The organism is Berryella intestinalis, assembly GCF_000814825.1.
GTDB lineage: Bacteria > Actinomycetota > Coriobacteriia > Coriobacteriales > Eggerthellaceae > Berryella > Berryella intestinalis.
In genome coordinates, this window is sequence record NZ_CP009302.1 from 1,053,888 (window position 1) to 1,078,277 (window position 24,390).

Genomic DNA, 24,390 nt, shown 5'->3' on the forward strand with positions numbered 1-24,390 from the left:
GCTCCTTACTTCCGTTTCACGAACAAAGCCACAAGAAGGCCTATTACCGATATGAGGACGATCACGGAGCCGGGCCTGAGGTTCCCGTAGTACGAGACGAGGAGCCCCGCGTACACGAACAGGACCGACAACACAACCGACAGGGCCGACACGCCCTTATAGGTCCGCGCGAACCGCATGGCGCAGATCGCCGGGATAACGAGGATCGACGAGACGATGAGCGACCCGATGGTCTTGGCCGCTATCGACACCGACAAGGCAACCATCAGGGCGAACGCGAAGTTCAACACGCGCGGGTCGATACCCAGAAGGCGCGCCGACGCCTCGTCGAGCACGCTGAGGTACAACCGGCGATACAGCACCCGATAGGCTGCGAGCACGACGGCCGCCACGCCTAAGACCAGGTAGAACTCCAGATCGCTGATGGTCACGATCGATCCGAACAGATACGAGGCAATGGCGTTTCCCCCGCCCGCGAAGCTGCTGAAGATGCCGGCGAGCCCGATGGACGCCGCCAAAACGATGACCGTCGAGATCTCCTGATACGATCGCAGCCGGGATCGGACGGCCTCCACGCACAGGGCGGCCGCCACACAGGCGACCACCGAGCCGAGCAGCGGGTTGAACCCGAAGCACAGGCCGGCCGCCACACCCGCAAGCGACGAGTGCGACAGCGTGTCGCCCATCATCGAAAGCCGCTTGAGCACGATGGGAAGCCCTATGAGCGGCAGGATCACCGCCAGCACGGTTCCGACGACGAAGGCGCGCTGCATGAAATCGTAGTCGAAGGGGTTCACCGGACCGCCCCCCATTCAGAGGGATCGAGCTCGCTCAAACGCCCGTCCGACAAAAGCAGCGCCCGGTCGATGAACGGCGCGGCTTCCGAGAGATGATGCGTGATCATCACCACGGTGCGCCCTTCGTCGCACAGGTTCCGCAGTATCCGGTACAGCTCGGCGGAGAACTTCCGATCGATTCCCGTCGTCGGCTCGTCCAGAAGAACCAGGCGGGCGCCCTTCACGAGCGCGGCAAGAAGGCCCACGCGTTGCAGCTGGCCTCCCGAAAGCTGCCGCAGCGCATGTCTACGGTGCTGCGCGAGGCCGACGGTCTCGAGCAGCGATCCGACATCCGCCCGCGCCTTCAGGTGCGCAAGGTGCACCGAAACCAGCTCCTCGATGGTGGTCGGGAAATTCCGGTACCCGCGCACCGCGTCCTGGGAGACGTAGGCGATGTCGGCATGATGGTCGTCGGTCGCTCGGGGGTCTCCGAACAGCCTGACCTCCCCTGCATCGGGGACGAGGTCGCCTAAAACGAGGCCCATCAGCGTGGACTTGCCGACCCCGTTGTCGCCGACGATGGCGGCGAACTCCCCTTCGGCGACCGAGAACGAAACCGATTCCAGCACGGGCCCGTCGCCGTAGGAAAACCGCAGGCCGACCGCTTCGAGCGCGCTACTCACCGAACGATTCCATCAGGTTGGCCAGGTTGCGCTCCATCAGGCCGAGGTACCCCAGCGCGGCTTCGTCCTCGGTCAAGCGCTCCATCGTGTAGAGCGTCGAGGTTTTCGCCCCGGTCGTGCGCGCCAGCGTCTCGGCCACTTTGGGCGTGGCCGTTCCCTCGAAGAAGATGGTGCCGATGCCATGCTGCTCGACGAAATCGGCGATGGTGGCAAGCTGGTTTGCCGACGGTTCGTCTTCGGGCGATATGCCGGTCACCGCGACCTGCTTCAGGCCGTAATCGTCGGCCAGGTAGTTGAACGCCGCATGCGAGGTGACGAAGTAGCGCTTATCGGCGGGAACCGAGGCCAGCTCGCGCTCGAACCGCTCGTCGAGGGCCTTGAACTCGGACCGGGCCGACTCGAGGTTCGCCCGATAGTACGCGGCGTTCGCAGGATCCATCGCGCTCACCTTGTTGCAGATCGATTCCAGCTCGGCCTGGGCGTTTTTGATGCTCAGCCAGGTGTGGGGGTTCACGGTGGCATGGTCGGTGCCCGCGGCGTCCTTGCTTTGAAGCAGCGTGAGGCCCTCGGAAAGGTCGAGGAACCTGCTATCGTCGCCCACCGCATCGCGCAGATCGGCGACGAAGCCCTCCATGCCGGCGCCGTTGTACACGATCAGATCGGCCTTCGAGATCTCGGCGCGGTCGCTGGTCTGAAGCTCGAAGTCGTGGGGCTCCTGGTTGCCCTTGATGATGGTCCTGACCTCCATCTTGTCGCCGACGATGCGCGACGTGAGGTCGGTTACCGGAAAGAACGTGGTGTACACGACGGGCTTCGCCGCAGACGCCTGCCCGCCCTCCGACGTCGCCGCCTTGGCACAGCCGGAAAGCGAGAACGCGAACACCATGGCCGCCAGAGCGGCGGCCATCGATTTGAACAGCTTGTTTCGCACGGTTTTCTCCTAACAGATACGCTGGCTCGAAACGAATTCGAACACCCTTTTCATATTTGTTAGGAGAATCTAACATCAATCGAGGAGTTCGTCACCCCTCGATTGGGAATTAATTACGCGAAAAGCCCCAGGACCTCTTGAGCGCGCACCACGCGCGTATCGAAGCACCGCGCGAAGTACGAGAGCCCCTCTTGCTGGTCTCCCACGAGAAACGTCGCCGTGGCCTCGGCGGGGACGACGGTTCGATACCCGCGGAAGTACGCGCCCGCAAGCGTGTGCATGACGCAGATGTTGGTGTCGCACCCCATGACCACAAGCGTGTCGACTCCCAATTCGCGCAGCGTGAGATCGAGGTCGGTCTGGAAAAAGGCATCGTAGCGGCGCTTGGGCACGACGTAGTCGCCCGGCTGCACCTCGAACGCGTCGAGGGGCTTGGCCGCTTCCGACCCGGCGATGCCGTGGTCGCCCCACAACTCGAGCTCCCTATCGATCGAAGGGAGGTGCGCGTCGCAGGCGAACACGACCGGCACGCCCTTCGATCGGGCCGCGCGCACGATCCGGACGCACCACGCGGCCATGTCCTCCAAAACCGGCAGGGTCCCCTCTCCGCCGCCCAGCACGTCGACCACGACGACCGCCGTCTTCTCAAGGTCGATCCCCGATTCCCGCTGCCATGCGGTGTCCATGGGCATAGGTACGTACGCCATGCGCCTCGCCTCCCTTCCCGGAGCGAAAACCCCGTCCCGCCCCCATCGATCCCTCCGAATGCGCGCAAAACCACGTCGCTGCACCCCACTATAGGGCAGCGCGGTCCCGACCACGTACGATAACGCCGCGATTTTCGAGATACGTAACGCATGCGGGGCCATCGGGGCCGCATGCGCCCCGATGGCAGAAGCGCTACAGGGGAAGCGGCGCGAGGGCGGCGAGCGGAGCGATAACCAGCGCGGGGAGCATGTTCAGCACCTTGATCCTATCGCCCCATACCAGGTTGACGCCCACGCAGAATATGAGGATGGAGCCGACCAGGCTGAGGTTGTCGAGCGCGGGCTCCGTTGCGAACGGGCCCGCGGCCAGGGCGATGACGGTGACCGCCCCCTGGACGATGCCCACCGACACAGCCGAGAACACGCACCCGCGACCCAGCGAGCAGGCCATGGCCATGACGATGATGAAGTCCAGCACCGCCTTGGTGGCCAGGATGGAAAGATCGCCGAACAGCGCGTCGCTCACCGCCCCGATAACCGCCATGGCCCCCACGGCCACGGTCATGGAAGCCGTCGCGAACCCCTCCACGAAACGCTGCTCCTTGGCGTTTCCGCTCTTGTCCTTCAGCCATTCGCCGAACCGCGTGACGCACCCGTCGAGGTTCGCCAGCTCGCCGAAAAGCGTCCCGGCCACCACGCATCCGACCACCAGCATGGCGCGCCCCGAAGCCAGGCCTCCCCCTTGGATCGAAAGCATGCCCGCCAGTGCGCCGGAGCAGCCTATGAACATGACGGCCACCCCGTTCGCCCTCAGAAGCGACTCCCTCATCTGCGGGGGCATGCGGTCGCCCACCAGCACGCCCAAGGCGCCGCCGACGACGATCGCGACCACGTTGATGACCGTTCCCAATCCAGGCATGGGTACCCCTTTCGAACGCGCAACCAGGCCAGTATAAACGCGTATCGGCCGGATGCGGAGGGGAAAGACGGCCGTCTGCCCTCAAGGGGCTTTGCGATCGAGGGGCAAGTGCGCTAACCTCCCTACGAACCGACGCTGCGGAAAGGTCCCATGCTTCTCATCATCGACAACTTCGACTCCTTCGTCCACATGCTGGAAAGCCGCCTGCGCGCACTGGGCGCCGATACCGTCATGGTGCGCAGCGACCGCATCCGCCTCGCCGACGTCGACGCGCTGCGCCTGCAGGGGAAGTTGGAGGGCATCGTTTTGTCGCCCGGCCCCAAAAGCCCCGACGAGGCCGGTATATGCATCGATGCGGTGAGGCGCTTCGGCCGCGAGGTCCCCATACTGGGCGTGTGCCTGGGGCACCAGGCGATCGTCCGGGCCTACGGCGGCCGCGTCGTGCAACTGGCGCGCCCGATGCACGGTCGGGTATCGGTCGTCGAAACGAACGGCCGGGGACTGTTCGAAGGGCTGCAGCTTCGGTTCGAGGCGACGCGCTACCATTCCCTCGCCGCAGACGAGCGGACGCTTCCCGAATGCCTGCGCGTCGATGCGCGCTCGGACGACGGGCAGGTCATGGCGATCGCCCATCGGCGACACCCCGTCTTCGGCCTGCAGTTCCATCCCGAGGCGCTGCTCACCCAATACGGGGACGAGGTTCTGGGGGCCTTCCTGGCCCGCTGCGGCGAAGCGGATCGCAGGGAGGCGGGCCGATGACGCGCATCGAGCGGATAGAACCCTACGCGCCCCTCGCGCAGGTATTCGACTGCGTGCAAACCCAGCCGGGCACGGTGTTTCTCGACTCGTCTTCCGAGGGCGGCCTGGGACGCTTCTCGATCCTCGGGCTTTCGCCCTACCTCGTGCTCGAGCAGATCGACGGGCGCACCTTCGAAAACGGACGAGAGGTTCGCTCGAACCTCTCGGATGCGCTGAAAGGGCGCCTCGCGCGCCTCGACGGACGCGATCGCGGCCCGCAAGCGCCCGAGCTTCCCTTCTGTGCAGGCGCTCTGGGGTTTTTCTCCTACGACTACGGCCGCGCGGCCGAATGCGGCCCGTCGCGCCATGCGCGCGAAACCCGCGTACCCGACGCCTGGTTCGCCTTCCACGACCTCGTGCTGGTCGAAGACCGTCGAACGCGCACCCTTTGGGCTTGCTACCAGGGAGAATCGACGGATATCGGCGAGATGTCCCGAACGGCGCGCGCGTTGGCCGCCGCCAAGGCCCCGTTCGTTTCGCAGGCCGGGCCGACCTCCCCGGGCGCTGTGTCGGCCGATTTCACGAAGGCCGAATACGAGCGCGCCGTGCGCGAGCTCAGGCGCTACATCGAGCGGGGGCATACCTACGTGGGAAACCTCACCCAGAGGATGAGGGTTCGAACCGGCCGGGACCCCCGCGCGGCGTACCGCGCCCTGCGCGAGGGCTCCCCCGCCCCCTACAGCGCCTATATCGACGGGGGCAACTGGAAGGTGCTGTGCTCGTCGATGGAGCGGTTCGCGAGATCCGACGGGAAAACCATCGAGACGAGGCCCATCAAGGGAACCCGCAAGCGCGGCGCGACGCCCGACGAGGATGCCGCGATGCGCCGTGAGCTGGAGCGAAGCGAGAAAGAGCGCAGCGAATTGCTCATGATCGTCGATTTGGAGCGCAACGACCTCGCACGCGTGTGCAGGCCCGACTCGGTGGTGGTTCCGTCGCACTGCGCCGTCGAGGAATACGCGACGGTTTTCCACCTCGTGTCCACGGTCGCGGGGACCTTGCGCGACGGGGTTTCGTCCCTCGATGCGCTCGAATCCGCGTTTCCCGGAGGATCGGTTACCGGGGCCCCGAAGATCGAGACAATGCGCATCATCGACGAGCTTGAGCGGTCGCGGCGCGGGCTCTACACCGGGTCGATCGGCTACCTATCGGCACGGGGCGGATGCGACTTCAACATCGTGATCAGAACCGCCGTCTGGGAAGACGGCGCCTACACCCTCGGGGTCGGAGGGGGAATCACCTACGACTCGGACCCCGCCTTCGAATACGACGAGTGCCTTCTGAAGGCGAAGGCCGTTTTGGAGGCCATCGGAGCCGGAGGCGCCCATGTGCGAAGATAAGGCCCGCACCATGGTACACATCGACGAGGGCTTCCTCTACGGCTTGGGGGCCTTCGAAACCGTCGCCCTGGAAAACGGGCGGTTCGTCATGCTCGACCGGCATCTCGAGCGTCTGAGAAAAACCTGCGGTTTCCTGAGGTTTTCCGTATCGGAGGATGCGGTTGTCGCCGAATTGGAGACACTCGGGCAACGCGGCGGGCGCCTCGCCTGCCGCATCACGGCCACGCCGGGCAACGTCGTGGGCACCTGCCGCGAGAACCCCTACGCGGAACCGGATTGGCAGCGGGGCTTCGACTGCCGCATCAGCTCCGTGCGACGCAACGAGACGTCCCCGCTCGTCGCCCATAAAACGCTGAACTACGCCGACAACGCCCTGGAAAAGCGGGCCGCGCAGGAAGAGGGGTTCGACGAGCCCCTCTTCCTGAACACCCGAGGCTTCGCGACCGAGGGAGCGACCGCGAACCTCTTCGCCGTGATCGACGGGCAGCTGGTCACGCCCGATGAGGGCTGCGGGTTGCTGCCGGGCATCATGCGCGGGTGGGTGCTGGAGCGCACGCGTGCGCAGCGGCGCCCCATCGATGCGGGCGAGCTTGCGCGCGCCGACGAGATCTTCCTGACGAACTCGCTGTTCGGCATCATGCCGGTGCGCTCTTTGGAGGGGCGCGCGCTCCCATCGAGAGCCGTCGCCGAGAAGCTGCGCGCCCGCTACCTCGATTTCATCGGCGGCGCCTGATCGTTAGGCGCGGGAGCCTTGCGCCGCGCGCCATGCCGAGACGAGCTCGGCTGCGGCGCGGGCGGGGTCGTCTGCAGCGCATACCGCGGACACGACGAAGAACCCCGCAGCACCCGTTTTCCCGAGCGCGGCGAGGTCGTCCCGCTTCACGCCGCCCCCGACCACGATGGGGACCGGGCTGGCCGCGACCAGCGCCTCGATCTCGCTTAACGTTTTGACGATGACGTTGCCGCTTTCGTCTAAGCCGCAATCGGGCTTGGTCGCGGTTTGGTGCAAGGGGCCCACGCCGAAGTAGTCCACGCACGAGACGTCGGCCGTCTTGACGTATTCCAGCATTTCGTCAGGCCGCGCCGACAAGCCGACGATGCCCGACTCGCCCAAGAACCTGCGGCAGACCTCGACCGGGATATCGCTTTGCCCGACGTGCACCCCGTCGACCTTCACGCCCGCCTCGCGCGCGGCCAGCGCCACATCGAGGCGGTCGTCGATCAGCAGCGCGACCGATTCGGAAGCGCCGCAGCGCGCGATCGATCGGGCCGCTTCGTCCGCGCATGCCATGAGCTCGCGCGCCGAGCACACCTTCGAGCGGACCTGGATGCAGGTGAACCCTTCGGAAACCGCGGCGGCAACGACGTCTCCGACCGAGCGCCCTGCGACGTTTTCGGGGCCCAGCACCAGGTAGGCCGATATATCGAGCTTTCCGCGCATAACCTCACCGCCCTTCGAGGATATCGTCCACCCGCTCGACCTTGGCGTCCATCATGTTCGAGAAGCCCGGTCGGATGTCCGCCTTCAGAACCACTTCGGTGCGGATCCCCTTCTCCGCCAAAACGAAGGTGGCGCGCTTCACGACGTCCATGACCTCGTCCCACTCGCCTTCGATCTCGGTGAACATGGAATACGTCCGATTCGGCAGACCGGATGCGCGGATGACCCGCACCACCTCGGCCACTTCGCCGGACAGCTCCTCGCCCACGCCGAACGGGGCGATAGCGACGGCAACCAGCGTGTTCACGGTCTAGACCTCCTCGATCTCGAAGGGCTGCGAGGCGACGTCCTCGCCGGTCGCGCGGTACAGCTCGTCGATGAAGGCCACCTGGAACGATGCGGGGGTGTACGCGATCGCCGCCGCACGCTCGCCCGCTCGGTTGTAGGCCAAAGCGCCGGCGAGGGCCGCCGTGAAGGGATCGGCCTGCGTCGCGTACACGGCCACCACTCCGCCAAGCGAGCATCCCATACCCGTGACCTTGGTCATAAGCGGGCTGCCGCCGCTGCAGCGCGCCACCCGCGACCCGTCGGTCACAAGGTCGACCGCCCCGGAAACCGCCACGGCGCCGCCGGTGAAGCGCGCCAGCGCGCGCGCCGCGCTCAGGGCGTCTTCCACCCCGTCGACCGCATCGACGCCGCGCGGACCGGAGCCTTCCGCGACGGCCTCGAGCCCCCACAGGCGGGAAAGCGCGATGACCTCCGAGGCGTTGCCCCTCACGATAAGCGGGCGGAAAGGCTTCACATCGAGCAGGATGCGGGTGCGAACGCCGCCCAGGCCGATGCCCACCGGGTCGAGCACCAGGGCCTTTCCCCACTTGTGCGCAGCGCGGGCCGCCGCCGGGATGCTCTCGGCATGCACGGGCACGAGCGTCCCCATGTTCACGTAGAACGCGCCGCCGATCTCGACCAGGCCCTCGGCCTCGTCGGCGAAGTTCACCATCGCCGCCGACCCGCCGACGGCGAGCTGCGCGTTGGCGACCAGATTCACCGTGACGGCATTGGTGATCGACCCCGCCAGCGGGCATGCCGCCTTCGTACGCTCCACCGTTTCGGCTATGCGGGAGCCCAACGCTGTGAGTGCCATGCCAACAACCTCCTCGACTCGGTTCATGATGGTTTCGACTTTACCATGACCTCGAAAGACGGCGCAGGTCCAAACGGAGGGACGGTCCCATCGGACCCCGAAGCGGGCGCGGCCCGAAACAAAGCGACAACACGGGCGAAACCAAGGATTAACCATACGTAACATTCCATTAACCTGCGCTTTTCCCGCGACGGCAAAAATAAGAACCCGTCAGACGAGCGAAAGGAGCGCTATGGACACATCATTGACCGTACTCATCCTCTTCTCAGCGACGCTGGTCCTGTTCATGACACCGGGACTCGCGTTTTTCTACGGAGGGCTCTCGCGGAAGAAGAACGTCGGAAACACCATCGCCATGACCCTGGTCTCGGTCGGGATCAGCTCGGTTATGTGGATGGCGTTCGGGTTTTCCGTCGCGTTCGGCAAGCAGTTCTCCCCCGAGGACGCGAACCCGATCGGACAGATCATCGGGGGCTTCGATCGGCTCCTGCTGAACGGATACGGTTCCGCATCGGTTGTCGGGACCTACGTCGACGGGTTGCCCGACATGGCCTTCGCCCTGTTCCAAGGGGCGTTCTGCATCATCACCCTGGGAATCATCGTCGGCTCGGTCACCGGGCGCATGAAGTTCGGGGCCGTCGTCGCAACGCTGGCTTTGTGGGTGGCGCTGGTCTACGGGCCCCTCGCGCACATGGTGTGGGGCGGCGGCCTCATCGGCGAGACCATCGGGGCGCTCGATTTCGCGGGCGGAGACGTGGTCCACATCTCCTCGGGAGTGGCGGGGCTCGTCCTGGCCATCATGTGCGGGAAGCGCCGCGGATACGGTAACGCCAACTACCGAGCGCACAACACGCCCCTGGTTTCGATCGGCGTCGCGATCCTGTGGTTCGGCTGGTTCGGCTTCAACGGGGGCTCGGCGCTTGCCGCCGACGATGGCGTCGCCGTGCTCGCCATGATGAACACGCTCGTCGCCTCGGGAGCGGCGATGCTGTCGTGGATGGCGGTCGACAAGCTGTCAACCGGGCACTCGACCCTCGTCGGCGCTGTGACCGGGCTGGTTGCGGGGTTGGTGGCCATCACGCCGGGCGCCGGGTTCGTCACGCCGCTTTCCGCTGCGGCCATGGGCACCGTTGCAAGCCCGGTGTGCTACTTCGCCATAGCGAAGCTCAAATCCGCCTTCGGCTACGACGACGCGCTCGACGCCTTCGGATGCCATGCAATCGGCGGCATCGTCGGGGGCATCTTGGTCGGACTGCTCTGCGTTCCCGAGCTGTCCTGGACCGACCGGGGAGGCCTCCTCTACACCGCGGATCCCTCTCTCCTGTTAAGCCAGATCGCGGGCATTGCCGTCACCTTGGCGCTCGTCGTGGTCGCCACGGCCGCCATCGCGCTTGTCGTCAAGGCGTGCTTCGGCGGAAGCCTCAGGGTGAGCCCGCAAGACGAGGCGCGCGGCATGGACGTGACCGTGCACGGCGAGGATGCGTACCCCGCATTCGACGGAATGGACTAGGAGGACCAGCGATGAAAATGGTGAAAGCGATCATCCGCCCCGATTTCCTCGAGGCGCTGAAAGACGAGATCCTCGAAAACGGCATCGGGGGCATGACGGTCAGCTCCGTGCACGGATGCGGCCGGCAGAACGGCTGGAAGGAGTACTACCGGGGAAACGAGATCATCATGAACATCGTCCCCAAGATCCAATGCGAGTTCGCCGTGTGCGACGACGAAGTGGACAAGCTGATCGACGTCATCACGTCGGTCTGTCGGACCGGGGATGTGGGAGACGGCAAGATATTCGTCGAACCGCTCGAGCGGGTGATCCGCATCAGGACCGGCGAACAGGGCCCCGACGCGCTGTAGCCGCCGGATGAGCCTTCGCGCGAAGGTCGGAAGGCACCCCGCACCGAGGCCGTCGCCTTGGGGATTCGGGGCGGGGCGCCCGCCGCGCGAGAGCAAAAGCCGCCGAAACCGGAGATCCTAGCGCAGCTCTTCCACAGAAAGCAGCCTGATCTCGAAATTGAGCGCCTTGCAGATAGCCTCGTGGTTCATGTCGAAGGTGGCGCTCTTTTCGGTCAACTCGATCAGACGGGCGGGATAGGTCTGTCCCGACGGAGCCTCGAGGTTCACCATCTCGCCCACCACAAGGCGCACCCCCTCAGGGATGTCTGCCCGGGAGACCACCTTGACGCGCTCGTCGGTGCGCTCCTCGTACGCCTCGCCCGCCGAAACCCGCACGGTTTCGACCTGCCCCGGGACCATCGTGCGCACGGCGTCGATAAACGCCGGGGGCATCCACCCTTCGAGACAGGGGAAGCTGATGGGGGCGTCCTCCCCCGTCTCCATGAACACGGAGCCGTCGTCGAAAAACCCCTTGTAGGCCACGGTGACCATCATGCCCGAATTGTCGATCGGAAGACCGCGCGGCTCCATGCACCCTCCTCGCTCCCGTTGCGTTGCGAAAGCCACCATACCACGTCGGCGCACGGATGCAGGCGAACCCGGCGGCGGGCCGGGCAGGCGGATGCAGCCGCGCCCGCGCGCGACGGGCGCGCTATGCGGTATGCTGCAAAGCGACTGAAAGGAGCCCAGGCATGCGCACGACCCTCGACGTGGTATCCGCACTCATCCTCGAGAACGGCACCGTGCTGGCCACCCAGCGCGGGCACGGAGCGTTCGCCGGGAAATGGGAGTTTCCCGGCGGAAAGATCGAGCCCGGGGAAACGCCGGAAGCCGCCCTAGTGCGCGAGATACGCGAGGAGCTGGACGCCGATATCGAGATCGACGGGCTGTACCGCACGGTCGAGCACGATTACGAAGACTTCCACCTTCGCATGCGCTGCTATCGCACCCGCCTCGCAAGCCCGACCTTCAGCCTGCTCGAGCACCGCAGCGCGCTCTGGGCCGACGCCGATGCCCTGGGCGGCCTCGACTGGGTCGAGGCCGATATCGGCCTTGTCGAGCAAATGAAGCGCGACGGGCTCGTCCGCTGAGGCGGAGCGGGCCGCACCCGCCCCGAAGGCTATTCCCCTTCCAGATCGATGCGCCCGATGCGCTGGGCCAGATCGTTTCCGCGCTCGTAGAATCTGAGGGCCTTGTTGTGCTCGAAGTACGCGTCGCACCCGTGCCCGTTGATGAACTCCATGCCGTAGCGGCTAACCGACAGGTCGGTGACCAGCATGAGCATCTCCTGGTCGTCCCCGAAGGCGGCGTCCACGAACCCGAAGGCGCCCTCCAGCGCGCGCGACGCCTCGGCGATCCGCCCGTCGAGCCCTTCGGCCGTCTGGGCGAAAAGCTCCCTCACGCGGTCGAACGACAGCCCCTCCCCGCGCGGCGCATCGCCCATGAACCCGTCGATCATCTGAACGGAGCGCTCGTAGACGAAGTATCGCTCGCTCGACAGAACACCCGCCGCGCGCTCGCTGCGCACAGTCTCGGACAGCGCCGCCGCGATCCCCGAAAGCTCCCTGGAGACGTCTGCGGCCGCCCCGTCGCCCAACCCGTCGCGCAGCTCGACGAGCTTGCCGTGCAAAAAGCCGATCGCCTTCTCTTCCAGCACGGCCGCGCGCACGGCCTGATCCAGCGCGTCGGTGATAAGGCCGATCAGCGAAACGCGCTCGTCGAACGACGCCTCGCGGGCACGCTCGACCAGATCCTGCCCGGCTTCGCCCGACAGGATGAGGTCCACCTGGTAGTCGGAGCGGTACTTGGTGAACAGAGCGTAGTAGGCCGAGAACCGGCGCGACACCGTCTCGTCTTGAAGGTACTGGGACACCAGCAAGTCGTCCACGGCGATGTCCTGCTCTTCTGCCAGCTTGAGCATGGAGGACAGATCGTCCCAGCCACGGGCGGTGACGAACGACACGCCGTCGACCGTGGTTTCCATGCGGTAGAAATGGTCGCGCTCGATGTCGAGGTAGGTGAGCACGGCCGGATGCACGCCGGCGCCGACCGCGTAGGCGTGCCAGGCGTCGAAGTCGGGCTCGACGTCGATGCGCTTGAGGCGGTCCCATGTGGCGATGTCGAAATCGCGGGCGGTGCGGTTGTACTCGGCGGGGTTGCCCGCCGTCACCACGATCCAGCCGTCCGGAACGCGATGGCGGCCGAATTCCTTGTACTGGAGGAACTGCAGCATCGCCGGGTTCAGCGTTTCCGAGACGCAGTTGATCTCGTCGAGGAACAGGATGCCCTCGCTTTTGCCCGACCGTTCGATCTCGTCGTACACCGCGGCGATGATCTCGCTCATGGTGTATTCAGACACGTCGTATTCGACGCCCCCGTACGTGCGCTTCGTGATGAAGGGAAGCCCCAGGGCGCTCTGGCGCGTGTGGTGGGTCATCGAGTACGACACGAAGCCCACCTCGAGCTCTTGGGCGATCTGCTTGATGATGGCCGTCTTACCGATGCCGGGGGCGCCCATGAGGAACACCGGGCGCTGCTGCTCGATGGGAAGGCGGTAGTTTCCGAACCCGTCCTTCGAGAAGTACGCGGTCATAGCGTTTTTGATCTGCTCTTTCGCTTGTCTGATATCCATAGGGGGAAGCTCCTTGTCGTATCGTCGTCCGTGGCGTCGGCGCAACCGGGGCCGCTCGCGGGATCGGTTTCAGGGAAACTGCGGGGGGTATCGCGCGGCTCGGATCGCCGCGGGTCTTCTAGACCGGGGGCCTTCGCCGAAATCCCAGCGGCTGCTCGTCTTCGAGGACGGCCTTCATGGCCCATCCCGGAACCGTCGCGGCGGCTGCGGATTCCTCATCGACGAACACGAAGGCCGTCTGGTAGTCGGGCGATTTGGACGGGTAGGTGCCGAACCCGTCGGTCAGGTACAGCAAGCCGGCCAGATCGGGGGCCTCGCCTGCGGCGACAAGGCCGTCCACGTACGAGAACACCGGTCTGAAGTCGGTGCCGCCCAGCCCCTTGATCTCCAGTCGGTCGAGGTAGTCGTCCAGATCGTGCCTGCTGCGTATGCGGGCGACGTCGGTGATGGCCGCGTCGCACTGGATGATGAAGACGTTGAAGTCGGCGAAGAAGCTGTCCTCGTTGCCCAGGACGCTGGCCGTGGTTTCGAGGAAGCGCCGCACCAGCCCGTCTTTGGTCGAGGCGGAGGTGTCGATCGCGATCGCGAAGTCGCGGATCCGGCGCTCCTCCACGTACTCAAGCGGCTCGATCAGGGGGAGGTTGCCGTAGCGGTCGAGGCCGTAGCAGTAGAACACGTAGTCGAACTCGTCGTCGTTCACGCGGATATGCTCGCCCTGGGTGGTGAACTTGCGCAGAAACTCGCGGTAGCTGCGGCGCTTGCGCGTGACCATGTCGAGGTTCATGGACAGGTTCGCTCCCTCGGTCCCCCACAGCTTCAGGTAGGAATCCATCTGAACGCCCATTTCGAGCGCGGCGTTTTCCCACTGCTCGCGGGAGCGGTCGAGGTTGATCGTGTCGGCGAGGCGCTCCCCTTCGGCGACGGCCGTGTGCTCGGGGGCCTCTTTCTGGAAGATGTCCTCGGGCGCCATGCCCCGATGCGAGGCGTGCGACTTTTCCCTGTCGGCAGCCTCTTGCGGTATGTCGATGTCGGTTCCGCTCTCGCCTGCGCCTACCGCGGCTTCTCCCGAGGGCGCGTCTCCCTCCGAAACGCTGCCGTCCGCAGAAGCGCACGCGGCCCCCTCCTCCACGACCACGCGATGCCAGGGCGCGTGATCGTCCACGAAAAACGGCGCACGGATCTCGTCGAGCTCGGCCGCGGAAAGGTCGGCGTCTTTCAGCGCACGGTACAGGGCCTCGGCGGTCGCGGCGCTCAGCAGGTCGGGGTGCGAGGCGAGAACGTGGGCCCGATCGGCATCCTGGGTTACCGATCCCCCCAGATTGAGCTGCGCTATCGCCTTTTCGACCGCGACGTCGCAGGCAACGTCCCAGCATCGCGCGTCAACGCCTTCTCCGGCATACGGGTGCAAAAAGAAAAGACGTTATGGAGGAGGACGTGCAGGTAGGCGCGCGCCACCGATCCGGGATCGCGCGCGTAGGACCGCGCCAGGTCGACGGGATCGAACCTGAAGCGTGTCCCGTCGGTGGCAAGCGAGCTGCCGCGCACCGCGAGGGGCTTCAAAAGGTTGGATGCGCCGTTCAGGAACCGAAGGTGGACCAGAACCTCGCGCTTCGAAAGCTCGAACGCCTGCAGCGCAAGCGCCTCGACCGACTCAGTCGCCATGCGTCACCCGTCGCTTTCACCGTCGAAACCGGCTCCGTCGCGCAGAGCGAGGGCCGAGCCGGGCCAGCCGTACATCATGTATGATGAGAATGTAACATATGTCAGCCGCATGGTGTTCTTTTTCAGTGAGGCGGTATGGGAATGGTCGAGAACAACCTGCTGTTTGCCGATGGGGACACGGCGCTGTCCGAGCTCGTCGAACGCGCGCTTGCATCCAAGCCCTCCCTTCCCCCGTCCCTGCTCGTCGATCAGTCCCGCAGCGACGGCCCCCAGAAGGCCTGGGAGGAAGAGACCGCCGCCGCTCACGCCACCTGGGATTCCCCCCGAATAACCAGCGGCGGGTCCACCAAAGGGGACCTCATGTCCAGCGGGTCTCTGAACATGGGCATGAACGAGGAGGTCCTCCACGAGCTCATGAGCGACATCGAGCTCGAGCGCGAGACGGCCTGCCCCCCGCCCCGCCGCGCCGCCAGCCGCCCTTTGGCCCTGGAAAACGTGTTCAGCGCCGTCGAGTGCGAGGACGGCTTCAAGCTCACCGGGATCAACCTGCACCGATTCGCCGACAACACGGGGATCCGGCGCGACGTCGTGGTGAACGTCCCCGCCTCGATCGGCGGCACGCCGGTGACCCGCCTGGGATCGGGATGCTTCGCCCGCCTGAAGACCAGGGGCATCGCCGTGCGGGCCATCATCGTGCCCGAAAGCGTCACCTACATCGAAGACGGCGCGTTCTCGCATGCGTCGGTCGACCTCATCTATATCGGCAGGGGTGTGGCGCGTATCGGATCGCACCCCTTCGACATGTCCTCGGCCTCCCCTCGCTCGAAACGGCGCACGTGGTCCGTCCACCCGGAAAACGAGGCGTACCTGCGGCTCGATAGCGCGACGCAAAGCGGGTGCGCGGGCATCGCCACCCGCGACGGCAAGCGTCTCGTCTGCGGCGACGCCCCGTGCGAAGCCGATCTGCGCCTGCCCGACGGGCTCGAAGAGGTCGACGCCGGCGCATGGCCGCAGGGGTGTCCGGCGCCGAGCTGCGTGCGCTACCCCCCATCGCTTCGCCAAGTGGAGTCCGCGACGTTCGACCGGTCCCTTTGGATAGGCGGGGACGCGCCTGCCGTAAGGCAGCTGCGCCGGCGCGGCGCGCGCATCGCGAGCCCCCTCGCCGTCCATCTCGGCGAGGCCTGGTACGATTTCGACGGAGACGAGGCGGCGCTCGTATGCGGGCCGGCCGTCGGGCTGTCGGTGTCCCAGAAATTCGCCACGAACGCCATACGCAAGCTCGAAGGAGACCACGCCATCGTCCCTTCGGCGGCCACCGCGTCGGGCGTGTCGCGCCTCGACGGGCACGCCAAGGTGTTCGCCCCTCCCCGAACCATCGAGGGCCGCACCCTGCGCCGCATCGCGCGAAACGCCGTGCAGCATGCGGCCGAGACCGTGACCCTTCCCCCCACCGTGCGCCGCATCGAAGACGGCAACGCCTTCAAGCGCACGCGCAACCTCAGCCTCCCCGAAGGCCTCGAGGTCATCGGGGCCCACTGCTTCTGCTCGCGCGAACTGGAAGAGATCGTCCAGATCCCCGCCTCGGTCCGCTCGATCGGCACCGGCAGCTTCGAATACGCCGTATGCCGCTTCGCCGTCAACGGCGCCATCGTGCATGTTCCCGCAGACCAGCTGTTGAACTGCTTCATCGGCGCCGGAAGCGGGCACGGGGAGGCGGCCCTTCCCGCAGGCGCGGCGCCCTTCGACTTCGCGCGATACGACGCGGTGCTCGAGGGCGGCAAGAACATACCCGACCGCCTCGGGGCCCTTATCCACAGGCTCGAAACTCCCGTCGAGCTTTCCGAGGCGACGAAGAGGACCCTGCTGGAAAAGCTGGAGGGATACGGCGACGCGGCCCTGGTGCGCATCGCCCAGGAGGGAAGCCTGGCCCAGGTCGCCAAGCTCTATGAAAGCGGGTTCATCGCAGGCGGGCGCTTCGAACGCCAGATCGAGCTGCTGCGCCGACACAACCGCATCGACTGCGTCATGTACCTCATGGACCAGCATGCGAAAGACCAGCCGAAACAGGCATCGTCGAAAAGCAGGTTCTCGCTCTAGGTGGAGTCGTGCGCCCGTCTTGTCGTCTTGTTGCAAAGGCGCATGACCCCACCTTGGCGAAAAAGCGCGTAAGCCTTGAGAGCGGGGCGAGGTTGATCGGCTCGCCCCCGCGCGCTTTACCGAAAGTGCGGGGAGAACGCGAAGCGCTTCGACACTTCGCAGAACACGGCTCCCCCGATAACGAGCAGGGCGCCGGCCCATTGAACGACTACCATGCTCTCTCCCAAAACCATGGCAGCCATCACCACAGCAGTCACCGGCTCGACGTAGCTGCACACCGCCACGCTCTGGGCCGACAGGTTCGTAACCGCGCTGAAGTACAGGTAGGATCCGATGCCGGTGTTCACCAGGCCCAGGATGAGGGCCGGGGCGATATCGGAGCTGTCGGGTATCTGGATTCCCGTGCCGGACAGCGCCATGCCCGCTGCGGCGGTTGCGAACGCGGCCACCAGCTGCACAGTCGAGCTCTCCAGACCGTCGGCGTCCCCGGCCTTCTTGCTGAGGATGATCATCGAGGCGTAGGCGAGCGCCGAGCAGATGCCGTGCACGATGCCGATGGCCGCCCCGCTGTCGAGCTTCCCGCCGTTGGCGAGGACCACGCCCGCCAAAACCGCGAGGAAGCCGATGATCGTGCGCTTGCGCAGCCCGTCGCCGAACAGCAGCGGGGAAAGCGCCATCACCACCACCGGGCCCAGGGCGAACAGCAGCGACGTCAGACCGACCCCGGCCTCCGAGTAGCCCATGTAGGCGAACAGCCAGCAGGCTCCCATCGACACGCCCGACAGCGCTATGAGGCCGAGCTTGCGCGGGTCTCTCAGAAGCTGGGGCGTGCGCAGGACGCAAAACGCCGAGACAAGGAACAAAGCGCCCAGGCCCGCCCGGAACAAAACGATTTCGTAGCTGGGCAAACCGATGCCGCTTGCAACGATTCCGTTGGTTCCGAACAGCAGGAGCGCCGCAATGTATTTCAGGTAGTCTTTTTTCATAGCGCGGAGTATGACCTTTGATTTGACTATTGAAAAGTGAGAATATCAATATGTTGTTTTGCATAATCTGCAAAGATAGGGGAAAACCGGATGGATACCGAGACAAAGAAACTTCGTGCTTTCGTTTGCGCAGTTGAGAGCGGTAGTATCGCCGCAGCCGCCGACAAGCTGGGCTACTCGGTCTCAAGCATCAGCCGCATGATCCACGATCTCGAAACATCTTGCACGCTCCGCCTCCTCGAAAGATCCAAAACCGGCGTGCGGCTCACGTCGGACGGGCAGGCGCTGCTCCCCCGCGCACGCCGCATCCTGTCGGAATGCGACGGCTTCGGGGAGGAGGCCGCCAACATCGCCGGGCTTCAGTCGGGAACCGTGCGCATCGGCACCGTCTCGAGCGTGGCCACCCACGTCCTTCCCGCCGCCATCAGCACGCTGCGTGAAACCCATCCCGCGCTCGAGTTCGAGCTGCTGATGGGAAGCTACTCGGAAATCGAGCTGTGGCTGGCCGAGGGGCGCGTGGACCTGGGCACGCTCTGGCTGCCCGTGAACGAGGGGCTCAGCGCCGATGCGCTGGTCACCGACTGCTACGTGGCCATCGTCAACCCCGCCCATCCTTTGGCGAAGGCCAGCGCGGTGCCCATATCCGCCTTCGAGAACGAGCCGTTCATCGCCCTCGAGCACGGCGATGAGTCGGAGGTGGCCCAGCTGTTCGAGGACCGGGGCCTGCATGTCGACCCCATCTTGTCCACCTGGGACAACCATGCCGTCTTGGCGCTGGTCGAGGCGGGTTTGGGCGTGGCCATCATGCCATCGCTGTCGATACGGCGCACCACCTACAACGTGAAGTGCCTGCCCCTCGACGTGCCGGCCCTGCGCAACATCGGCATAGCCTGGCGCGGAGACGACGTCCCCACCGCGGCGGCGCGCGCCTTCATCGAGATCCTGCGCGAGAACGAGGACGAGACCCGCTGGACCGACGTCTTCACCATCAGCTAGCGGGCGCAGAAGCGCCCCGCTCGGCCGGTCGGGCGCCGCGCGGAGGCCCCCGAAAGACGCGGGAACTTCCCGCCGACGGCCTTGAAGCGCCTGTGGATACGGGCCTTCGGACATGCTAGGCTTGGTGAAAACATTCCGATGCGAAAGGAGCCTTATGGGCGACTCGATCATATACCGCACGACGCGCCTGTTCACCGGCTTGGGCGACGAGGCGCTGCCGGGTTCGTTCTCCGTCGAGGACGGCAGGTTCGCCTCGGTCGGCGCATACGAGGATGCCGATGCGCTGGCCGCGCGAAGCGGGGCGAGCGTCGTCGATCTGGGCGACGCCTTCGTCTGCGCGGGCTTCCACGACTCCCACCTGCACTTCTTCCACTCGGCCCTGTACTCTTCGCCCCTCGCGCTGCACTGTCGGGGCAAAAACGAGCAGGACTGCGTCGATGCGCTCGCCCCGCTTGCGGCCCGCCGGCCCGAGACGGGCTGGCTTCTCGCCCAGGGATGGCGCCAGCCCCATTGGAACCCGCCCACCACGCCGTCCAAGCGCTCGCTCGATGCCGTCTACCCCGATCGGCCCGTGGCGATGTACTCGGGAGACGCGCATACGCTGTGGCTGAACAGCAAAGCGATCGAGGAGCTGGGCCTGTCGGACGATTCGGAGGCCCCCGAGGGCGGAAGCTACGACCGCGACGAGAACGGCCGCCTCACGGGCATCGTGCGCGAAGCGGCCGCCATGGCGCTCATGCCCCGCATCGTCGCGTCGTTTCGCACCGAGGAGCTGCTCGACGCCTACCGGGGCTTTCTGGCGAAGCTGGCCGAAAACGGCGTGACCTCGGTCTGCGACATGTCGCTCATGGCGGCGCCCGGCCTCGACTTCGTGCGCGACGACCTCTTCGCCGAGCTGCTGGCCCGCGAAGAGCTCACCTGCCGCATCCATCTGTTCCCCACGCTGCTCGAAGACCGCAGCCGCCTTCACGACCTGCAGGAAAGCCTCGCCTCGGACCGCCTGCGCGCATGCGGGTTCAAGCAGTTCTTCGACGGCGTGTCCAGCCAGCACACCGCCTGGGTGAACGAGCCCTACTCAAACGCGCGCTTCGAGGGCGACTGCGGGCGGCCCACCGTGGATCCGTCCATCATGCGCGACCTGGTCTTGGCGGCATGTGCCGAGGGCCAGGCCGTGCGCGTGCACGCCATCGGCGACGAGGCCATCCACGTTATCCTGGACATCTTCGAGGAGGGGCTGGACGCGTTCGGCCCGCTTCCCGAAGGGCGAAGGCACTGCATCGAGCACCTCGAGAACTTCCAGCCCGACGACATCGGGCGGTTGGCGAAGCTGAACGTCGTCGCGGCGGTGCAGCCCATGCACATCACGCTCGACCCCGGAGCGCCCGAGGCTGACCTCGGAGCCGACCGCGTTCCCTACATGTGGCCGTTCGCCTCGCTGCTCGAATCGGGGGCGACCCTCGCCTTCGGCACCGACTCGCCCGTCGCCGACATCGATCCGCGCGCCGGTTTGTACACGGCGATCACGCGCAAGACCATACCCGAGGGCAACCCGCCCGAAGGATGGGTTCCCCGGGAAAAGATCGGCGCCGCCGACGCGCTGCGCGCCTATACGCTCGGGTCGGCCCGCGCGGCCGGACGCGAACGCGAGCTGGGAACCATCGAAGCGGGAAAGCTCGCCGACTTCGTGGTAATCGATCGCGACCTGGCCTCATGCGACCCCGAGCTCATCTTGGACGCGCGCGTCGAGGCCACCTACGTGGGGGGCGCGTGCGTCTACAGGCGCTCCTAGACCAGCTTTCCCTTGCAATGGTCGATCATGTGCTGGACGATCTGCGCGGTCCATCCGCGCAGCTCCTTTTTGCGCGGGACGAGGGCGCCGTCCACCAGCTCGTCGAAGGTGACGAGGATCTGGTCGAAGCGCGTCGACTTGGTGGGAGCCTCATGCGATAGGCACGTCTCTTCCACGCGGGAGGGACGCAGGCCCCGCTTGAGCACAGGGTTGAACATGACGCGGGGACGGTCGTTGGAATCGAGGTACACCACCACCTGCTTGGCCTCCCCGATCTGGTTCGCGGCCAGGCAGGCCGCCTCGTCCAGCGACGCGAGGGTGTCCAGCAGATCCTGCGCGAGCCCGGCGTCTGCCGCGCTCGCCCGCTCGCAGGGAACCGACAACGACTCGACGTCTTTCACCAAGGGCTTGATCATCGCACCCACCGCTCCTTCCCGTGCCGCGCACGGATATTCGACCGCTTTTCTCACGGGCGAAGTATCGCATAAAAGCCCTTCGGAGAGAAACGCTACCGTCCGATGCGCGCGGCTTCGACGGACGCCTCCAGCAACCCGGCCGCCCAAGCTGCGTCCGAACAGGATAAACGCGACACGTCGGCCACGATTCGCACCCGGTCGTCGCGATACCCGTGCTGTTTGGAAAACGAGGACAGCGGGCGAAACGGCGCTCGGCGCTCGAGCAGCTTTTCCGCAAGGACGCCTTCGTCCACGGAAAGCGGGCGGTTCAGGGCGATGAGGAAGTGAAGCCCGCTGTCCATGTTCTCGAAGGCGGCGAAGCTTCCCAGGCCCGTCGCCTTGATCTGAGCCGCCAGCTCGTCGCGCGCCGCTCGAAACGACGTCCTCAGCTTCATCGCATGGCGTTCGAACTCCCCCGTCTCCAGGATGCGAGCCAGGGAATCCTGAAGAAGCGAGCTCACCGTGCTGGAGTAGAAGCCCAGCCTCTCGTCGAAACGCTCCTTCAGGGGGGCGCAGGGGAAGCACCATGTAGGCGATGCGCATATCGGACCCGAGGCTTTTGCTGAACGTGTTCACGTAGACCACCGATCCGGACGAGTCGATGCTCTGAAGGGACGGGACGGGCCTTCCCGCCATCCGGAACTCGCAGTCGTAATCGTCCTCGATGACGATGCGGGACGGGTCCTCGGACGCCCAGGAAAGCAGCTCGTATCGCCGGGCGACCGACATGATGGCCCCGGTTGGGAACTGGTGGGACGGCATAACATGGGCGACCGTGGCCGGGGTCGCGCGCAGGGCCTCGACGATCATCCCGCACTCGTCGACGGGAAGGAGGGCGACCCGCGCCTCGTTCGCCTCGTAGAGCCGGGACAGCAGCGGGTACCCGGGATCCTCCACGGCGTAGACGCGGTTTCTCCCCAGCAGCTGGATCAGCAGGTTGTACAGCGTCGGAGCCCCCGCCCCCACCACGATGCGCGCCGGGTCGGCGTCCATCCCCCTGAACCGGCGGAGGTGTTCGGCGATCGCGCTGCGCAGGCGCGGGGACCCTTGGGGAGGAAGCGAGCGCGCCATGCCCGCGTCCTGCAGGGATGCGAGTTCGCGGCGCACGGCGCGCGCCCACACCCGGACCGTGCGCGCGTCGAACGGCGCGGGCGGGACCTCCGCATCGCCTCCTTCCCCGAAGGACGGCGCGGTGGGCGGCGCCGCGTCCCGAGCCCCGCTCGGCTCGACCCTGCGCGCGTTTACGGCAGAGCCCCCGTCAAATCGCTCGGAGGGGTGCGCGGGGCCCGGCAGAGCGCAGGCGAAATAGCCCGTGCGGGGCACCGAGCGGACGTAGCCTTCCGCAACCAGCTGGGCGTAGGCCCCCTCGACGGTAACGAGGCTCACGCCCAGGTGCTCGGCTAGCGAGCGCTTGGACGGCAGCTTCTGATCGGGCGCTATGCTCCCGCCCTCGATATCGCCTCTGATGCATCGGTACAGGTGGTCGTAGAGCGCCGCGCCGCCGCGCTTTGACATGTCGTAGGTCAGCATCGATCCTCCCAGGTTAAAACTGACCTTATCATTTAATCATGAACTGACTATAACGCTATACCCAAAAGTAGCCTACGCTGTCTTTCCGCCGAACCGCGAAAGGAGATCGCATGGAAGAAACGAAGGAAGACCGCGCAAAGCTCAACCGCGAACTCGCGCAGATGCTCAAGGGCGGCGTCATCATGGACGTCACCACGCCCGAACAGGCCCGTATCGCCGAGGAGGCCGGAGCGGCGGCCGTCATGGCCCTCGAGCGCATCCCCGCCGACATCCGCGCGGCGGGCGGGGTGTCCCGCATGAGCGATCCGCGCATGATCAAGGGGATCCAGCAGGCCGTGTCCATACCGGTCATGGCGAAGGTCCGCATCGGGCATTTCGTCGAAGCCCAGATCCTGGAAGCGATCGACATCGACTACATCGACGAGAGCGAAGTGCTCTCCCCCGCCGACAACGTCTACCACATCGACAAGACCGCCTTCAGGGCCCCGTTCGTCTGCGGCGCGCGCGATCTGGGCGAAGCGCTGCGGCGCATCGCCGAGGGCGCCTCGATGATCCGCACGAAGGGCGAGCCCGGAACCGGCGACATCGTGCAGGCAGTCACCCATATGCGCCTCATCAACAGCCAGATCCGCCACGTTGTCTCGCTGAGGGACGACGAGCTGTTCGAAGAGGCGAAGCGCCTCCAGGTTCCCGTCGAGCTGGTGGGCTACGTGCACAGCACCGGCAAGCTGCCCGTGGTCAACTTCGCCGCGGGAGGCGTGGCCACCCCGGCCGACGCCGCCCTCATGATGCAGCTGGGCGCCGAGGGCGTGTTCGTCGGATCGGGCATCTTCAAAAGCGGCGACCCCGAGAAGCGCGCCCGAGCGATCGTGGGAGCCGTCACGAACTTCGAGGATCCCGAGCGCATCGCCGCGCTGTCCGAGGACCTGGGCGAGGCCATGGTGGGCATCAACGAGGGCGAGATCGAGGTCCTCATGGCCGAACGCGGCAGGTAGGTCCTCATGACCGTCGGAATACTCGCCGTCCAGGGGGCGTTCGCCGAGCACAGGAAGAAGATGGAGGCCCTGGGCGCCCCCGTCGTCGAGATCCGCCAAGCGGGGGATCTCGACCTTCCCTTCGACCGGCTCATCCTACCCGGAGGGGAAAGCACCGTCCAACGCAGGCTCGTCCACGAAGACGGCCTGTTCGAAGGACTGAGAAAGCGGATCCTCGACGGGATGCCGACGCTGGGCACCTGCGCGGGCCTGATCCTGCTCGCCGAGCGGATCGAAGGAGAAGGAGACGGGGCGTTTTCGCCCTTCGCCACGCTTCCCGTATCCGTCCAGCGCAACGCCTACGGGCGCCAGCTGGGAAGCTTTCGCAGCTCGGGGGCTTTCGAGGGCGCGGGAGAGGTTCCCTTCACCTTCATCCGCGCACCGCGCATAACCGAGGTGCGAAAAGACGTCCGGGTTCTGGCACGCCATCGGGGAGATCCCGTCGCGGTGCGCCAGGGAAACCAGCTGGGGCTCGCGTTTCATCCCGAGCTCGATGAGGACCTGGAGATACACCGGCTGTTCTTGTCGCTCTAAACTTTACACTCCCTTTACCTTCGGCTTAATGCTCCCT

The 24,390-nt window shown here is 65.9% G+C and carries 26 protein-coding genes and 1 pseudogene; 11 read left to right on the forward strand and 16 right to left on the reverse strand.

Annotation, left to right across the window (positions count from 1 at the left end; translation table 11 throughout):
- Window positions 1-5: 5 nt before the first annotated feature.
- The 5 genes from JI75_RS04675 to JI75_RS04695 form a co-directional block, all read right to left on the reverse strand.
- Window positions 6-812, reverse strand: coding sequence for a metal ABC transporter permease (locus tag JI75_RS04675; RefSeq protein WP_039689150.1), 807 nt, complete (start codon window positions 810-812; stop codon window positions 6-8).
- Window positions 794-1,459: a metal ABC transporter ATP-binding protein gene (locus JI75_RS04680; RefSeq protein WP_039689152.1), complete on the reverse strand. Its 666-nt coding sequence runs from the start codon at window positions 1,457-1,459 to the stop codon at window positions 794-796. Before JI75_RS04680 ends, JI75_RS04675 begins: the two co-directional genes overlap by 19 nt.
- Complete coding sequence (locus JI75_RS04685; protein ID WP_240993126.1) at window positions 1,452-2,390, reverse strand: metal ABC transporter solute-binding protein, Zn/Mn family; 939 nt, start codon at window positions 2,388-2,390, stop codon at window positions 1,452-1,454. The genes JI75_RS04680 and JI75_RS04685 overlap by 8 nt, the downstream gene beginning before the upstream one ends.
- 113 nt (window positions 2,391-2,503) lie before the next feature.
- The gene (locus JI75_RS04690) at window positions 2,504-3,097 is read right to left on the reverse strand and encodes a cysteine hydrolase family protein (protein WP_039689153.1); all 594 of its coding nucleotides are present in this window, start codon (window positions 3,095-3,097) and stop codon (window positions 2,504-2,506) included.
- A 193-nt stretch (window positions 3,098-3,290) separates the two neighbouring features.
- Window positions 3,291-4,016: a DUF554 domain-containing protein gene (locus tag JI75_RS04695; RefSeq protein ID WP_039689154.1), complete on the reverse strand. Its 726-nt coding sequence runs from the start codon at window positions 4,014-4,016 to the stop codon at window positions 3,291-3,293.
- 150 nt (window positions 4,017-4,166) lie between these two features.
- Here JI75_RS04695 and JI75_RS04700 point away from each other — a divergent pair, with 150 nt between their 5' ends.
- From JI75_RS04700 to JI75_RS04710, 3 genes are read left to right on the forward strand one after another with little or no spacing between them, the layout of a single operon-like run.
- The gene (locus JI75_RS04700; protein ID WP_039689155.1) at window positions 4,167-4,775 is read left to right on the forward strand and encodes an anthranilate synthase component II; all 609 of its coding nucleotides are present in this window, start codon (window positions 4,167-4,169) and stop codon (window positions 4,773-4,775) included.
- Window positions 4,772-6,154 carry an aminodeoxychorismate synthase component I gene (pabB, locus tag JI75_RS04705; protein ID WP_039689157.1) on the forward strand — a complete coding sequence of 461 codons (1,383 nt, stop codon included), beginning with the start codon at window positions 4,772-4,774 and terminating at the stop codon, window positions 6,152-6,154. The genes JI75_RS04700 and pabB overlap by 4 nt, the downstream gene beginning before the upstream one ends.
- Entirely contained in the window at window positions 6,141-6,887 is a 747-nt protein-coding gene (locus JI75_RS04710; protein WP_052241601.1) for an aminotransferase class IV, read from the forward strand. The genes pabB and JI75_RS04710 overlap by 14 nt, the downstream gene beginning before the upstream one ends.
- Before the next feature lie 3 nt (window positions 6,888-6,890).
- Here JI75_RS04710 and JI75_RS04715 read toward each other — a convergent pair whose 3' ends face one another.
- From JI75_RS04715 to thiM, 3 genes are read right to left on the reverse strand one after another with little or no spacing between them, the layout of a single operon-like run.
- Entirely contained in the window at window positions 6,891-7,595 is a 705-nt protein-coding gene (locus JI75_RS04715) for a thiamine phosphate synthase (RefSeq protein WP_039689159.1), read from the reverse strand.
- 4 nt (window positions 7,596-7,599) lie between these two features.
- A complete protein-coding gene (locus tag JI75_RS04720; protein ID WP_039689161.1) occupies window positions 7,600-7,902 on the reverse strand; it encodes a thiamine-binding protein in 303 nt (100 codons plus the stop codon).
- Window positions 7,903-7,905: 3 nt separating this feature from the next.
- Window positions 7,906-8,739 carry a hydroxyethylthiazole kinase gene (gene thiM / locus JI75_RS04725; RefSeq protein WP_052241602.1) on the reverse strand — a complete coding sequence of 278 codons (834 nt, stop codon included), beginning with the start codon at window positions 8,737-8,739 and terminating at the stop codon, window positions 7,906-7,908.
- Window positions 8,740-8,971: 232 nt separating this feature from the next.
- On the opposite strand from thiM, the gene JI75_RS04730 reads away from it, so the two are divergent.
- Entirely contained in the window at window positions 8,972-10,249 is a 1,278-nt protein-coding gene (locus tag JI75_RS04730) for an ammonium transporter (protein ID WP_039689163.1), read from the forward strand.
- A gap of 11 nt (window positions 10,250-10,260) precedes the next feature.
- Window positions 10,261-10,599 carry a P-II family nitrogen regulator gene (locus JI75_RS04735; protein ID WP_039689164.1) on the forward strand — a complete coding sequence of 113 codons (339 nt, stop codon included), beginning with the start codon at window positions 10,261-10,263 and terminating at the stop codon, window positions 10,597-10,599.
- 117 nt (window positions 10,600-10,716) lie between these two features.
- On the opposite strand, the gene JI75_RS04740 is transcribed toward JI75_RS04735, so the two are convergent.
- The gene (locus JI75_RS04740; protein WP_240993127.1) at window positions 10,717-11,169 is read right to left on the reverse strand and encodes an FKBP-type peptidyl-prolyl cis-trans isomerase; all 453 of its coding nucleotides are present in this window, start codon (window positions 11,167-11,169) and stop codon (window positions 10,717-10,719) included.
- Window positions 11,170-11,330: 161 nt separating this feature from the next.
- On the opposite strand from JI75_RS04740, the gene JI75_RS04745 reads away from it, so the two are divergent.
- The gene (locus JI75_RS04745; protein WP_039689166.1) at window positions 11,331-11,729 is read left to right on the forward strand and encodes a (deoxy)nucleoside triphosphate pyrophosphohydrolase; all 399 of its coding nucleotides are present in this window, start codon (window positions 11,331-11,333) and stop codon (window positions 11,727-11,729) included.
- A gap of 29 nt (window positions 11,730-11,758) precedes the next feature.
- On the opposite strand, the gene JI75_RS04750 is transcribed toward JI75_RS04745, so the two are convergent.
- From JI75_RS04750 to JI75_RS09285, 3 genes are all read right to left on the reverse strand, one after another.
- On the reverse strand, window positions 11,759-13,270 hold the full coding sequence (locus JI75_RS04750) for an ATP-binding protein (protein ID WP_039689168.1): 1,512 nt from the start codon (window positions 13,268-13,270) through the stop codon (window positions 11,759-11,761).
- Window positions 13,271-13,388: 118 nt separating this feature from the next.
- The gene (locus tag JI75_RS08770) at window positions 13,389-14,678 is read right to left on the reverse strand and encodes a vWA domain-containing protein (RefSeq protein WP_240993128.1); all 1,290 of its coding nucleotides are present in this window, start codon (window positions 14,676-14,678) and stop codon (window positions 13,389-13,391) included.
- Window positions 14,600-14,932 carry a hypothetical protein gene (locus JI75_RS09285; protein WP_039689170.1) on the reverse strand — a complete coding sequence of 111 codons (333 nt, stop codon included), beginning with the start codon at window positions 14,930-14,932 and terminating at the stop codon, window positions 14,600-14,602. The genes JI75_RS08770 and JI75_RS09285 overlap by 79 nt, the downstream gene beginning before the upstream one ends.
- A 141-nt stretch (window positions 14,933-15,073) precedes the next feature.
- Between JI75_RS09285 and JI75_RS04765 the strand changes: the two genes are divergently transcribed.
- Window positions 15,074-17,029: a leucine-rich repeat protein gene (locus JI75_RS04765; RefSeq protein ID WP_052241603.1), complete on the forward strand. Its 1,956-nt coding sequence runs from the start codon at window positions 15,074-15,076 to the stop codon at window positions 17,027-17,029.
- A gap of 116 nt (window positions 17,030-17,145) precedes the next feature.
- On the opposite strand, the gene JI75_RS04770 is transcribed toward JI75_RS04765, so the two are convergent.
- Window positions 17,146-18,015, reverse strand: a complete 870-nt coding sequence (locus tag JI75_RS04770; RefSeq protein ID WP_039689173.1) for a DMT family transporter — start codon at window positions 18,013-18,015, stop codon at window positions 17,146-17,148.
- A gap of 90 nt (window positions 18,016-18,105) precedes the next feature.
- On the opposite strand from JI75_RS04770, the gene JI75_RS04775 reads away from it, so the two are divergent.
- Window positions 18,106-19,011, forward strand: a complete 906-nt coding sequence (locus JI75_RS04775) for a LysR family transcriptional regulator (RefSeq protein WP_052241604.1) — start codon at window positions 18,106-18,108, stop codon at window positions 19,009-19,011.
- A gap of 154 nt (window positions 19,012-19,165) precedes the next feature.
- Window positions 19,166-20,800, forward strand: a complete 1,635-nt coding sequence (locus JI75_RS04780) for an amidohydrolase (protein WP_039689175.1) — start codon at window positions 19,166-19,168, stop codon at window positions 20,798-20,800.
- Here the strand turns inward: JI75_RS04780 and JI75_RS09290 are convergent.
- The 3 genes and pseudogenes from JI75_RS09290 to pdxR form a co-directional block, all read right to left on the reverse strand.
- Window positions 20,797-21,216, reverse strand: a complete 420-nt coding sequence (locus tag JI75_RS09290) for a peptide deformylase (protein WP_039689177.1) — start codon at window positions 21,214-21,216, stop codon at window positions 20,797-20,799. The genes JI75_RS04780 and JI75_RS09290 overlap by 4 nt on opposite strands.
- Window positions 21,217-21,308: 92 nt before the next feature.
- Window positions 21,309-21,716, reverse strand: a complete 408-nt coding sequence (locus JI75_RS09295; protein WP_052241605.1) for an aminotransferase-like domain-containing protein — start codon at window positions 21,714-21,716, stop codon at window positions 21,309-21,311.
- A gap of 115 nt (window positions 21,717-21,831) precedes the next feature.
- Window positions 21,832-22,785 (reverse strand): annotated as a pseudogene (gene pdxR / locus JI75_RS09435) (MocR-like pyridoxine biosynthesis transcription factor PdxR); the annotation flags it as partial.
- Window positions 22,786-22,895: 110 nt separating this feature from the next.
- Between pdxR and pdxS the strand changes: the two are divergent.
- Window positions 22,896-23,780, forward strand: a complete 885-nt coding sequence (gene pdxS / locus JI75_RS04795; protein ID WP_039689179.1) for a pyridoxal 5'-phosphate synthase lyase subunit PdxS — start codon at window positions 22,896-22,898, stop codon at window positions 23,778-23,780.
- A 6-nt stretch (window positions 23,781-23,786) separates the two neighbouring features.
- Complete coding sequence (gene pdxT / locus JI75_RS04800; RefSeq protein WP_052241607.1) at window positions 23,787-24,353, forward strand: pyridoxal 5'-phosphate synthase glutaminase subunit PdxT; 567 nt, start codon at window positions 23,787-23,789, stop codon at window positions 24,351-24,353.
- The last annotated feature ends 37 nt before the right edge of the window (window positions 24,354-24,390 follow it).